This window comes from Ramlibacter sp. GS1-15, from assembly GCF_057785015.1.
Genome location: NZ_JBYNTU010000001.1, coordinates 2,866,712 through 2,879,828 on the forward strand (window position 1 = coordinate 2,866,712; position 13,117 = coordinate 2,879,828).

10 protein-coding genes are annotated in these 13,117 nt (G+C 67.3%); 1 reads left to right on the forward strand and 9 read right to left on the reverse strand.

The window, feature by feature from the left end:
* Nucleotides 1–3: 3 nt before the first annotated feature.
* The 9 genes from AC3EF3_RS14310 to apbC all read right to left on the reverse strand — a co-directional run bounded on the left by AC3EF3_RS14310 (nucleotide 4) and on the right by apbC (nucleotide 10,807).
* Complete coding sequence (locus AC3EF3_RS14310) at nucleotides 4–213, reverse strand: formate dehydrogenase (RefSeq protein ID WP_488532815.1); 210 nt, start codon at nucleotides 211–213, stop codon at nucleotides 4–6.
* Between the two features lie 155 nt (nucleotides 214–368).
* Nucleotides 369–986, reverse strand: coding sequence for a TorD/DmsD family molecular chaperone (locus tag AC3EF3_RS14315; protein ID WP_488532816.1), 618 nt, complete (start codon nucleotides 984–986; stop codon nucleotides 369–371).
* A complete protein-coding gene (locus AC3EF3_RS14320; RefSeq protein ID WP_488533800.1) occupies nucleotides 983–3,022 on the reverse strand; it encodes a 4Fe-4S binding protein in 2,040 nt (679 codons plus the stop codon). The genes AC3EF3_RS14315 and AC3EF3_RS14320 overlap by 4 nt, the downstream gene beginning before the upstream one ends.
* Nucleotides 2,913–3,512 carry a DUF3306 domain-containing protein gene (locus AC3EF3_RS14325; RefSeq protein ID WP_488532817.1) on the reverse strand — a complete coding sequence of 200 codons (600 nt, stop codon included), beginning with the start codon at nucleotides 3,510–3,512 and terminating at the stop codon, nucleotides 2,913–2,915. Before AC3EF3_RS14325 ends, AC3EF3_RS14320 begins: the two co-directional genes overlap by 110 nt.
* Entirely contained in the window at nucleotides 3,502–4,050 is a 549-nt protein-coding gene (locus AC3EF3_RS14330) for a DUF3305 domain-containing protein (RefSeq protein WP_488532818.1), read from the reverse strand. The genes AC3EF3_RS14325 and AC3EF3_RS14330 overlap by 11 nt, the downstream gene beginning before the upstream one ends.
* A 14-nt stretch (nucleotides 4,051–4,064) precedes the next feature.
* Nucleotides 4,065–6,908 (reverse strand): formate dehydrogenase subunit alpha, encoded by a 2,844-nt coding sequence (gene fdhF / locus AC3EF3_RS14335; protein WP_488532819.1) that lies wholly within the window; start codon nucleotides 6,906–6,908, stop codon nucleotides 4,065–4,067.
* On the reverse strand, nucleotides 6,895–8,616 hold the full coding sequence (locus AC3EF3_RS14340; RefSeq protein WP_488532820.1) for an NADH-ubiquinone oxidoreductase-F iron-sulfur binding region domain-containing protein: 1,722 nt from the start codon (nucleotides 8,614–8,616) through the stop codon (nucleotides 6,895–6,897). Before AC3EF3_RS14340 ends, fdhF begins: the two co-directional genes overlap by 14 nt.
* 133 nt (nucleotides 8,617–8,749) lie before the next feature.
* Nucleotides 8,750–9,700, reverse strand: coding sequence for a LysR family transcriptional regulator (locus AC3EF3_RS14345; protein WP_488532821.1), 951 nt, complete (start codon nucleotides 9,698–9,700; stop codon nucleotides 8,750–8,752).
* Nucleotides 9,701–9,718: 18 nt separating this feature from the next.
* A complete protein-coding gene (gene apbC, locus AC3EF3_RS14350; RefSeq protein WP_488532822.1) occupies nucleotides 9,719–10,807 on the reverse strand; it encodes an iron-sulfur cluster carrier protein ApbC in 1,089 nt (362 codons plus the stop codon).
* A 276-nt stretch (nucleotides 10,808–11,083) separates the two neighbouring features.
* On the opposite strand from apbC, the gene metG reads away from it, so the two are divergent.
* Nucleotides 11,084–13,114, forward strand: coding sequence for a methionine--tRNA ligase (gene metG / locus AC3EF3_RS14355; protein ID WP_488532823.1), 2,031 nt, complete (start codon nucleotides 11,084–11,086; stop codon nucleotides 13,112–13,114).
* Nucleotides 13,115–13,117: the final 3 nt, after the last annotated feature.

Consider the following 13,117-nt stretch of genomic DNA (forward strand, 5'->3'; position numbering starts at 1 on the left):
GAGTCAGATCAGCGTGCTCTTGTAGTAACGCTTGACGTGTTCCGTGACCCGGTAGCCGCCGCCCCTTTCGGGAGCGGGTTGCGGCTCGGCGACGGTTTCGGACGGCTGTTGCACGGTGCGAGGCAACAGCGTGGCTGCCGCTGCAACGGCCCCCGCAGTCCCAACGCCCGCGAACAAGGTCCGGCGCGACAACTTGCGATTCGGCTGGCTCATTCGTCGTTCTCCTTGATGCACGCGCATATGCATTGGCGTGCATGGGTTCGCCAGCCGACTGTATCTCCGCACAGGGGCTGCCGCAAGCATGCCAACACCCGGGCAAGCCCGAACATCGAAAGCATGCGTCCGCACGCATTCGATGTTGCAGTGCATCAGGCGAGCATGTCGAACCCCTGCGCCTCGACGTTGAGGAAGGCGCGGGTGAAGCCGGCGAGCGCAGCGTAGAACCTGGCTTTCGGATGAGCCGCGATGGCTTCGCACATCTCGTGGGCCCAGGGCTGGATGTGCGCCGAGAAGAACTCGCGCTGTGTCGTCAGGTTCGCGACAGCCACGTCGTCACCGGCCACCAGGTAGCGCATCACCTCGCACAGGTAGGCGAAGTGGTCCTCGGTCTCGGGCATCGCCTCGTCGCGCTCGAGGCCGAGCGCCGCGAGTTCGGTGCGCAGGCGGGCCAGCGGCTTTTCGTTCAGGAAGCCGCTGAGGTAGTGCGAGCCGTAGAGATAGAGCTCGGGCCTGCCGACGCCTCCGAACAGCGCGTCGTACTCGCCTGCGACCTGCGCATCGCCCATGGCCCGCGCGGCGCCGACGAACTCGCGCCACGGCTCCTCTAGGAAGGCGCCGGCGGCGGGCGCTTCGGTCGGGGCCAGGCGGATCGCTTCCATCAGCTCGTGCCCGGCCGGCGCGTAATAGAGCTGCGCGAGCAACCCGTACACCTCGGCGCGTGCCATCTCCTCGTCGAGCGCCGACGTGACCGGGATGCGTTCACTCATAGGTCGGTGATCTTCACTTCGTCCCGCGCGGAGTAGATGTCGATCACGCGGCAGTCGCCGCACATCTTCAACCGCTCGAGCGCCGGGCCCTGGAACATCGCGTGGCCGGCGAGTTTGCCGATCATCGCCTCGATGCCCTTGAGAGTGCCGAAAGGCTTGCCGCAACGAATGCAGGCGTACGGCCTGGTTTCATTGAGGACGCGAGCTTCCTTGCGCGCGGGCGTGGCCAGCAATCGCGGCACCAGCGTGATCGCGTCTTCGGGGCAGGTCTGCACGCACAACCCGCACTGCACGCAGTTCTTCTCGACGAAGCGCAGCTGCGGCGCCGACGGGTTGTCCTGCAGCGCACTCGCGGGACAGGCGCCGACGCAGCTCATGCAGAGGGTGCACTTGTCCTTGTCGACGGCCACGGCACCGAAAGGCGAAGCAGCCGGCAACGCTATCGCATCCACGGCGTTCTTCGCGCCCGCGACCAGGTGATCGAGCGCGAGCTCGAGTGCCGTGCGCTTTTCGGCGGGGACCGCGAAGCCCGCGCGCTCGGCAGGGACCTCTGCATCGCGCGCGGCAAGCAGGCGCAGTTCCTGGTCGAGGTCGCTCAAGTGCTTCGCCTCGACCAGTGTGAAATGCGTCCCGGCGTAGCCCAGCCCGTTCAGGATCGTTTGCGCGACGGCCATCTGGTCACGCAAGGCGTCGCGGTACTGGGGCGCCTCTTCGCCGGTCATCAGCACCGCGACCTGCGCCGCGCCATAGGCGATCGCCGCCAGCCACAGGTCGATGCCGGCACTCGCCGCGTGCCACAGCGGCACGGGGATCACGTTCGCCGGCACGCCGTGCGCGACACCGAGCTGCGCGGCGCGACCGAGCTCCTCGATCAGGGCCTGCCCGCGTTCCTGGCTGTGCAGCAGCACGACGGCCTTCCGCCCGCCCGCACGCGCATACGTCGAAATCAGGGTCTTCAACCTGACGGCCTGCTCGCCCGCCTGCGGATAGGCGTACGAGATCGCGCCCGTCGGGCAGACCGTCGCGCACGCGCCGCAGCCCACACACAGGTTCGGGTTCACCTTGACCTGCTGGCGATGCTTGTCGCTGCTGATCGCCTCGGCCGAACAGATGTCGATGCAGGCATGGCAGCCCACCTGCTCGTTGCGGCTGTGGGCGCAGAGCTTGGCCTTGTAGTCGAAGAACTTCGGCTTCTCGAATTCGCCGACCAGGTCGCGCAGCTCCACCAGCATCGCGAGGTCCACGCCCTTTGGCGCGTGGAAATAACCTTGGGGCTTGGCGTGTTGCAGGAACGCCGGTTGCGCGCGCAGGTCGAGCACCTGGTCGAAGGTCTCGGACTCGGCTTGGGCAGCGCGCTCGAAATCGATCGCGCCCACGGCTTCGCACACCTTCACGCATTCGCGATGGGACGCGCACTTGGCCAGGTCGATCTGGTAGTCGAGCCCGATCGCATCCTCGGGACAGGCCGTGATGCACGCATTGCAGCGCGTGCACAGGTCCAGGTCGATGGGGTTGTCGCGCGTGAAGCGCAGCTCGAAAGCGCCCAGCCAGCCTTTGATGCTGTCGATGCGGCCCGCAAGCTGCGGCCAGCGCCGCGCCTGTCCGCCCGTTCCGCCTTGCGAGAGGATCGTCACGTCCAGCACGTCGCTCACGAGCGCCGCGACCTTCTCGCATTCATCGAGGGACCCGATCACCAGCAGCCGGCCGTCGCTCTTGTAGCTCACGGTGGGCACCGGCTGCGGATCGGGCAGGTGCGCCGCCGCGAGCAGCGCCGCGATCTTGGGCATGGCCTGCGCCGCATCGCGGCTCCAGCCGCCGGTCTCGCGGATGTTCACGAACTTGACCGGGGCGACCGCGCCTTCGGTCTGCTGCGCGAGTTCGGTGAAAAGCCGTTGCTCCTGCGTGCAGGCGACGACGACCTCCTCGCTACCCTGGATCGCCTTCTGGAACGCTCCCGCCTCGCGGCGGCACAGCATCGTGTGCAGGGTCAGGTCCTGGTTCAAGGGCGTGCCCAGCGTCTTCGCCTGCAGGGGCATCGTCTTGTTGCAATCGCAGATCAGGGTCGGCATGCGTCTGGGACTGTGCCACGGATTGCTTTTCCGCGTCATCCGCGTTTTCCGCGGTGTCCTCCTCCTGGAACAGCTTGAGGAACTGCGCGCTGGCCAGCTTGCGGAGCATGGAGTCGGGCAGCGGGTCGGGCTTCGAGTAGTCGTCGGCGTAGACGTCCATCGCGTCGCGCACGTTGAAGCGCGGGTCCGCGAAGAGCTTCTTCACCGCGGCGTTCTTCACCTCGGGCGCGACATCGGGGGCGATGAAGCGCCTGAAGTCGGAATCGAAGGTGAGGGACCGGGTGTCTTCGAGCGTGGGCGGTGGATTCTCAGGCTCGGCCGGCTGGACAGGCGCGGCAACGACCGGCGCAGGTGTGGCCGCGGGCGCTTCGATCGCCTGCGGCGGCTCCTCGGCCCTGTCCTCACGCGCTTGGGTCTTCAGCTTCGACCAGCGCGACAGGAATCCATCATCCGCCATCGCTGCCTCCGCCGAACTTCTTGGTCGTCGTCACCGACGCGGGGTTGCCGAAGCGGTCTTCCAGGCGCTGGAAGCTCTCCGGCCGCTTGCGCTTGCGCGGCTCGGGCACGTAATGGGCTTCGGTGAACTCGCGCAGCCATTCGACGATGTCGGGCGGCGCGGGCACCTGCTCCACGATCTCCTGCGCGTCGAGCCAGCGGCCCGCATCGTGGTAGCTCAGCGTCACCATCGCGGGCCGCGCGATCGGCTCGTCCGCGACGCTCACCTCTTCTTCCATGCGCCACAGGACGAACCACGCCGGCGCCGCCGTCGTGACGTTGAGGTAGTAACCCTCGACGTCGTCGCGGAAAAGTTCAACCGTGAACCCCGGATGAAGCCAGCGCTCCTCGGCCTCGTTCTTCAGCAGCAGGCGCGGGGCCGTACCGAAAGCCGCCTCCTGCGGCACCACATCGGCCAGCGTCCAGCGCCACGGCTGCCAGCGATTGGCGATGCGCTCGCGACGCATCACCACCGCAACTTCGACGCTCGGGCGCTCCATGCGCCCACTTTACTTCAGGCGCCGGGGCCGCTGCCATAACCCGCCGGCGGGCGGGGCGTTCCGCCGCGCAGGATCTGCACGGCGCAGTACTTGAACTCGGGGATCTTGCCGTACGGGTCGAGCGCCGGGTTCGTGAGCTGGTTGGCGGCCGCCTCGTAGTAGGCGAACGGGATGAACACCGCGCCGTTGGGCGTGCCGTCGTCGCGCCGCAGGTGGATGGCCACCTCGCCGCGGCGCGAACGCACCGTGATCACGTCGCCGGCCGACAAGCCCAGCGCCTGCAGGTCGCTGCTGTTCATCGAGGCCGTGGCCATCGGCTCGATCGCATCGAGCACCGTCGCACGACGCGTCATGCTGCCCGTGTGCCAATGCTCGAGCTGACGCCCGGTGATCAGCACGAACGGGTATTCGGCGTCGGGGCGCTCGTTGGCGGGGATGATGTCCGCCGGCACGAGCTTCACGCGGCCATCCGGCGTCGGGAAGTTCTGCGTGAACACGATGGGCTGGCCCGGATCGTCTTCCGACAGGCAGGGGTAGGTCACGCTCGATTCGCGCTGCAGGCGATCCCAGGTCACGCCATTGATCGCCTCGTGCATCGCCTGGCGCATCTCGTCGTAGACCGCGGCCACGCCGCATTCCTCGCCTTCGTAGTTCCAGTCGCAGCCGATGCGCTTCGCGAGTTCCTGGATGATCCACAGGTCCGGCTTCGCATCGCCGGGCGGATTGAGCGCGCGCTTGCCGAGCTGCACCATCCGGTCGGTGTTGGTCACCGTGCCGGTCTTCTCGGGCCAGGCCGAGGCGGGCAGCACCACGTCCGCCAGCCACGCCGTTTCGGTCATGAAGATGTCCTGCACCACCATGTGCTCGAGCGAGGCGAGCGCATGACGCGCATGGTTCAGGTCCGGGTCGCTCATCGCGGGGTTCTCGCCCATGATGTACATGCCGCGGATCTTGTGCGGGTCGCTGTCGTCGGCCAGCGCCTTGTCCATGATCTCCACCACCGTGTAGCCCGGCTGGTCGTCGAGCTTCGTGCCCCAGAAGTTCTCGAACCACTCGTGGACCTTGGTATTGTCCACGCGCTGGTAATTGGGGAACATCATCGGGATCAGGCCCGCGTCGCTCGCGCCCTGCACGTTGTTCTGGCCGCGCAGCGGATGCAGGCCGCTGCCCGGCTTGCCGATCTGGCCCGTGACGGTGACGAGCGCGATCAGGCAGCGCGCGTTGTCGGTGCCGTGCACGTGCTGGCTCACGCCCATGCCCCACAGGATCATCGAGCCCTTGGCCTTCGCGAACTCGCGCGCCACTTCGCGGATCGTCTGCGCCGGAATGCCGCAGATCGGCTCCATCGCCTCGGGGCTGTAGCCCTTCACGTTGTCGCGCAGCGCCTCGTAGTTGCTGGCACGCTCGCGAATGAACTGCTGGTCGACCAGGCCCTCCTCGATCACCGTGTGGATCATCGCGTTCAGCATGGCCACGTCGGTGTCCGGCTTGAACTGCATGGTGCGCCAGGCATGGCGGCCGATGTCGGTCACGCGCGGGTCGGCCAGGACGATCTTGGCGCCGCGCTTGGCCGCATTCTTCATCCAGGTCGCCGCGACCGGATGGTTGGCCGTCGGGTTCGAGCCGATCACGAAGATCATGTCCGCATGCTCGACGTCGTTCACCTGGTTGCTCACCGCGCCGGAGCCCACGCCTTCCAGCAGCGCCGCCACCGACGAGGCGTGGCACAGGCGCGTGCAGTGGTCGACGTTGTTGCTGCCGAAGCCCGTGCGCACGAGCTTCTGGAACAGGTAGGCCTCTTCGTTGCTGCCCTTGGCCGAGCCGAAGCCCGCCAGCGATTTCTTGCCGTGCGTGTCGCGCAGGCGCTTGAGGCCGCCGGCGGCGAACGCCAGCGCCTCTTCCCAGGTCGCTTCGCGGAAGGCCTCGCTCCAGTGACCCGGGCGGGGCGCGTCCTCGTAGTTCTTCGGCACGCCGGGCTTGCGGATCAGCGGTCGGGTCAGGCGTTGCGGGTGCTCCACGTAGTCGAAGCCGAAGCGCCCCTTCACGCACAGGCGGTTGTGGTTGGCCGGGCCGTCGCGGCCATCGACGCTGACGATCTTCTCGTCGCGCACGTTGTAGGTGATCAGGCAGCCCACACCGCAGAACGGGCAGACCGAGTCGACCTTGCGGTCCACCACCTGCGGGCCGATGTGCGTCTTGGGCATGAGCGCGCCGGTGGGGCAGGCCTGCACGCATTCGCCGCAGGCGACGCAGGAGCTCTCGCCCATCGGGTCGGCCAGGTCGAACACGATCTGGCTGGACGCGCCGCGCATCGCGTAGCCGATCACGTCGTTGACCTGCTCCTCGCGGCAGGCGCGCACGCAGCGCGTGCACTGGATGCAGGCGTCCAGGTTCACCGCCATGGCGGGGTGGCTCACGTCGGGCGCAGGTTCGGTGCGGCGCAGCGCCTTCAGCTCGGCGCGCGGTTCAACGCCCATGCGGTCGGCCCACAGGCTCAGCTCGCCGTGCTCGCCGGCCGCGCCGATCTCGTCGTTCCACTTGTAGCCGCGGTCCGGCATGTCCGCGAGCAGCATCTCGAGCACCATCTTCTGACTCTTGACGGCGCGCTCGCTGGTGGCCTTCACCTTCATGCCGGGCGTGACGGCGCGGCAGCAGCTCGGGGCGAGCGTGCGTTCGCCGTCGATCTCGACCACGCAGGAGCGGCAATTGCCGTCGGGACGGTAGCCGTCCTTGAAGCACAGGCGCGGGATGTCCACGCCGCAGCGCTCGGCCGCCTTGAGGATGGTTTCGCCTTCCAGCGCCTGGACGGTGCGGCCGTCCAGTTCGAAGTCGATCAGGGGCAGGTCACGCGATTTCATGGGGGAAGTATTTCTGCACGCAGCGAATCGGGTTGGGAGCGGCCTGCCCGAGGCCGCAGATGGAGGCGTCGGCCATGACCTGCGACAGGTCCTCGAGCACCTCGTTGTTCCACTGGGACGCTTCCATCAGCAGCGCCGACTTGGCGGTGCCCACGCGGCAAGGCGTGCACTGCCCGCAGCTCTCGTGGGCGAAGAAGCGCATCATGTTCAGCGCGGCGTCGCGCGCCTTGTCCTGCTGCGACAGCACGATGACGGCCGCGGAGCCGATGAAACAGCCGTAGGGCTGGAGGGTGTCGAAATCCAGCGGGATATCGGCCAGGCTCGCGGGCAGGATGCCGCCCGAGGCGCCGCCGGGCAGGTAGGCATAGAGCTCGTGCCCGTCCTGCATGCCGCCGCAGTATTCGTCGACCAGTTCGCGCAGCGTGATGCCGGCCGGTGCGAACTTCATGCCGGGGTTCTTCACGCGCCCGCTCACGCTGAAGCTGCGCAGGCCCTTGCGGCCGTTGCGGCCGTGGCTGGAGAACCACTGCGGGCCCTTCTCGACGATGTCGCGCACCCAGTAGAGCGTCTCGAAGTTGTGCTCCAGCGTCGGGCGGCCGAACAGGCCCACCTGAGCGATGTACGGCGGGCGCATGCGCGGCTCGCCCCGCTTGCCTTCGATGCTCTCGATCATCGCGGACTCTTCGCCGCAGATGTAGGCGCCGGCGCCACGGCGCAGCTCGATGTGCGGCAGCGGGCACGGCGGGTCGGCCTGCAGCGCCGCGAGCTCCGCCTGCAGCAGCTTGCGCGCATCGTGGTACTCGTCGCGCAGGTAGATGTAGATCGCCTCGGTGCCGACCACGTGCGCGGCGATCAGCATGCCTTCGAGGAAGCGGTGCGGGTCGCGCTCGAGGTACACGCGGTCCTTGAAGGTGCCGGGCTCGCCCTCGTCGATGTTCACCGCCATCAGGCGCGGCGCAGCCTGGCCGCGCACGATGCGCCACTTGCGCCCTGCCGGGAAACCGGCGCCCCCCAGGCCGCGCAGGCCCGAGTCTTCCATCGCCTTCAGGATGCGCTCGGGATCGTCGTCGCCGTGCACGACGGCCGAAGCCAGCGCGTAGCCGCCCTGGGCACGGTACTCGGCATAGCCCACGTGCTGCGGCACCGCCGGCGCATCCCCTGCGACACAGCGCACGACCTTCTCGGTCGTGGCATGGGGCACGGCCTGCTGGCCGACCGCGACGGCGGGCGCCTGTTCGCAGCGGCCGATGCACGGCGCCGCGACGACGCGAACGTCGCCGCCGAGCAGGCTCGGCAGCGTTTCGAGCAATTTGTGCGCCCCGGCCATCTCGCACGAGAGGCCGTCGCACACGCGAACGGTGAGCTGCGCCGGCGTGTCGCCTTCGCGCAGCACCTCGAAGTGATGGTAGAAGGTCGCGACTTCGAAGACCTCCGCCATCGGCAGGTTCATTTCCTTGGCCAAGGCCACCAGGTGGCGGTCGTGCAGGCCGCGCCAGGCGTCGTTCAGGAGGTGCAGGTTCTCGATCAGCAGGTCGCGCCGATGGCCGGCGGCGGGCCGGGGGCCGATCAGGGCCCTGACCTCTTCGAGCGAGACATCGTCGGGCTGGCGGCCTTTCAGCTGGCTCTTGCGGCGGATGCGCTGGCGCAGTTCATCGGCGGTGGCCAGCGCCACGGCCTTCACTTCGCTGCTGGTTCCGGGGTGATTCATCGTTCGCGATCGGTTGAAAAGTGCACCTAGTGTCGGCACCGCCCCCAAGGACCGTCAAATTGAATGTATGCATGCAGCCATTCAGCGCATGAATGCCGCACCGCAACATCGCGATGCCGGCGAATGAAGTAGCTCAGGCCACCAGCAGCCCGGAATGCGCGGCCGCGTGCCTCAGCCAGGCGGCGTCCTGGGCCATGACGATCGCCGCGTCGAGTGCGCGAGAGGCGCGCACGCCCGCCTGGGCCATGAAACCGATGGGGGTCCGGACGTCGGGCGAGGTGAGCGGCAAGGCTTCGAGCTCCCGGTAATTCCTCACGGTGCCCACCAGCGCGCCCGGCATGACCGTGCATACCTTGCCCTCCACCACGCTCAGCGCCAGCGCGAGGATGGAATTGGTCTCGAACGCGGGTTTGACCGACGCGCCCGCAGTCACGAAGGCACTGTCGATGATGGTGCGGTTGTGCATCTCCGGGGTGAGCATGGCCATCGGGTACTGCGCCGCGTCCTTCCACTTGATCTTCGCGCCGATCTGCAGGCCGTCCCTGTGCGGTTTGGCGGCGCGCCTCAGCATGAAGTAATGCTCGGTGTATTGCGGCCAGGCCGTGAGCTGCGCGTTGCGCGTCATCGACATCCGCTCGGTGTAGCCCAGCGCGAGGTCCAGCGACAACGTCTCCAGGCCCGCCTCCAGCTCCTGCGAGCTGAGCGACAGCACCACCGGCACGATGCCCGGATGGCGCGCCTGCAGCAGCGCCGCGAAGCGTGCGAGCACCGGGACGGCACTGGGCACCGCGCCCATCCGGATCGGCCCGCGCGGCCGGTTCGCCTCGCTGCTGAGCTCCTGCTGCAACAGCCCGTATTCGCGCAGGATGCGCTGGGCCGTGGCCAGCACGCGCTCGCCCTCGGGCGTGAGCCCGGCATACGTGCGCCCGCGCTTGACGATGACGATGCCGAACTGCTGCTCCAGCGTGCGCATCGCATTCGACAGCGCCGGCTGCGTGATGTGGCACGCGGCCGCCGCCCGCCCGTAGTGCTTGTGCTCGCTGAGCGCCACCAGGTAGCGCATCGAAGCCAGAACGTTGCTCATCGCGCGGGCTGCACGCCGTCAGGTGTTCTTCGACACCGTGATCGTCGGGAACTTCGCCGAGAAGTCCTTCGCCTTCTGCGCGATCTTCACCGCCACCTGGCGCGCGACCGCCTTGTAGATGTTCGCGACTTCGCTGTCCGGCTCGGAAACGACCGTCGGCTTGCCGCTGTCGGCCTGCAGGCGGATCCGGATGTCCAGCGGCAGGCCGCCGAGGTAGTCGGTGCCGTACTGCTCGGCGAGCCGCTTGCCACCGCCCTCGCCGAAGATGTGTTCGGCATGGCCGCAGTTGCTGCACACGTGCACGGCCATGTTCTCGACGATGCCCAGGATCGGCACGCCGACCTTCTCGAACATCTTGATGCCCTTGCGTGCGTCCAGCAGCGCGATGTCCTGCGGCGTGGTGACGATCACCGCGCCCGTCATCGGCACGCGCTGTGACAGCGTGAGCTGGATGTCGCCGGTGCCGGGCGGCAGGTCGACGATCAGGTAGTCGAGCTCGCGCCAGTTGGTCTGGCGCAAGAGCTGCTCAAGCGCCTGCGTGGCCATCGGGCCGCGCCAGATCATCGCCTCGTCGGGGTTCACGAGGAAGCCGATCGACATGACCTGCACGCCGTAGTTCTCCATCGGCTCCATGGTCTTGCCGTCGTCGCTGACCGGACGCCCCTCGATGCCCATCATCATCGGCTGGCTCGGACCGTAGATGTCGGCATCGAGCAGCCCGACCTGCGCGCCTTCCGCCGCCAGCGCCAGCGCGAGGTTCGCCGCTGTCGTGCTCTTGCCCACCCCGCCCTTGCCCGAGGCGACGGCGATGATGTTCTTGACGTTCGGCATCAGCTGCACGCCACGCTGGACCGAGTGGGCGATGACTTTGGTAGCGAGGTTCGCCGAGACGTTGCTCACCCCCGCCACCGACCTGGCGGCCGCGACGAGCGCGCTGCGCAATTGCGGGATCTGGCTTTTCGCCGGGTAGCCGAGTTCGACGTCGAACGACACCTCTCCGCCCGCCACCTGCAGGTTCTTCACCTGCTTCGTGGAAACGAAATCCTTGCCCGTGTTCGGGTCGATGACGGTCGAAAGCGCCGCCAGCAGTTGCTCTTGGGTTGCCATGTTTGTCCTTCACTTGGCAGTTTAACGATTCGGCGTTGACGGCTCACGCCGGCGAGGCGGCCCTCCACCCTCCATGTCCCCCACCGCAACGGCGGCCTACGCCGCCGTTGCGACCTCCTCCTTTACTTCCGGGTGAAGGGCCGCCTCACCGGCGTGAGCAGGATGCGCTCGTGGTGCTCCCCGATCGCGGTGGGGGACATGGAGTGATCCGGCCACCCGACGTCCGTGGACCGCCCACCCAACTAAAATCGTCGGTTCGCCCACAAGAAGTTGAAAATGCCCCAGCGCAAGCTCTTCGTCACCACCGCCTTGCCGTACGCCAACGGCAAGTTCCACATCGGCCACATCATGGAGTACATCCAGGCCGACATCTGGGTGCGGCACCAACGAATGCAGGGGAACATGGTGCACTTCGTGGGCGCGGACGACGCGCACGGCGCGCCCATCATGATTGCGGCCGAAAGGGCCGGGAAGACGCCGCAGCAGTTCGTCGCGGAGATTGCGGCCGGCCGCAAGGAATACCTCGACGGCTTCCACATCCGCTTCGACAACTGGCATTCGACCGACAGTCCCGAGAACACGGAGCTGGCGCAAGGCATCTACAAGCGCCTGAAAGCCGGCGGGATGATCGCCACGCGCACGATCGAGCAGTTCTACGACCCGGTCAAGGGCATGTTCCTGCCCGACCGCTACATCAAGGGCGAATGCCCGGTGTGCCATTCGAAGGACCAGTACGGCGATTCGTGCGAGGTCTGCTCCAGCGTCTATTCGCCCACGGAACTGATCGAGCCCTATTCCGTGCTGACGGGCGCGCGGCCCGAGCTGCGCAGCTCGGAGCACTTCTTCTTCAAGCTGTCGGACCCGAAGGTCGTCGACTACCTCAAGTCGTGGACGCAGGACGGCAAATTGCAGCCGGAGATGGCGAAGAAGGCCGGCGAGTGGTTCGAAGCCGGCATGGCCGACTGGGACATCAGCCGCGACGCGCCCTATTTCGGCATCGAGATCCCCGATGCGCCGGGCAAGTACTTCTACGTGTGGCTGGACGCGCCGATCGGCTACCTGGCTTCGCTGAAGAACCACTTCGACAAGGGCCAGGCGAAGAACCACTGGCACGAGGCATCGCGCACGAGCGCTTCGTTCGACGACTTCATCGCCGACCCGCAGGTCGAGCAGGTGCACTTCATCGGCAAGGACATCGTGTACTTCCACACGCTGTTCTGGCCGGCGATGCTGAAGTTCTCGGATCGCAAGGTGCCTTCGCAGGTCAACGTGCACGGCTTCATCACCGTCAGCGGCGAGAAGATGTCCAAGAGCCGCGGCACCGGCATCGACCCGCTCAAGTACCTGTCGCTGGGCATGAACCCCGAGTGGCTGCGCTACTACATCGCCGCCAAGCTCAACGGCAAGGTCGAGGACGTCGATTTCAATCCCGACGACTTCGTCGCGCGCGTGAATGCGGACCTGATCGGCAAGTACGTCAACATCGCCAGCCGCGCCGTGAAGTTCGTGCCGGGCGGCGAGCTGGTGAAGGCCGAGGTCCCGAAGGCTGCGCAGCTGGTGGAGAGCGTCAAGACGCTGTACGAGACGCGCGAATACGGCAAGGCCCTGCGCGAGATCATGGCCTTCGCCGACGAGGTGAACCTGCGCTTCGACGCCGCGGCCCCCTGGAAGCTGGTGAAGGAAGGCGGCACTTCCGAAGCTGCGGCCGTCTGCAGCGAGTGCCTGGAAGCCTTCAAGGTCCTGACCGCGTGCCTGAAACCCGTGCTGCCCCAGCTGGCCGCGCAGGCCGAGAAGTTCCTGCAATGCGCTGCGCTCGATTGGAGCAATGCCGCGCAGCCGATGGGCGCGGGCCACGTCGTCGGCGACTACAAGCACCTGATGCAGCGCGTGGACATGAAGCTGCTGGATGCGCTGTTCGAGCCGCCGGCCGAAGTGAAGGTGGTGCCGGGCGGCGAGGAGCTCGCGCCCGAGATCACGATCGACGACTTCGCGAAGGTCGACCTGCGCATCGCGAAGATCGTCGAGTGCAGGGCCGTCGAAGGCTCGACCAAGCTGCTGCAGCTCACGCTGGATGCCGGCGAAGGCCGCATGCGCAACGTGTTCTCGGGGATCGCGTCGGCCTACAAGCCGGAACAGCTGGTGGGCAAGCTCACGGTGCTGGTCGCCAACCTCGCACCGCGCAAGATGAAATTCGGCGTGAGCGAGGGCATGGTGTTGGCGGCCAGCCACGCCGACGAGAAATCGAATCCGGGCATTTACGTCCTGGAACCATTCACGGGTGCGCAGCCGGGCATGCGGGTCCGCTGACCT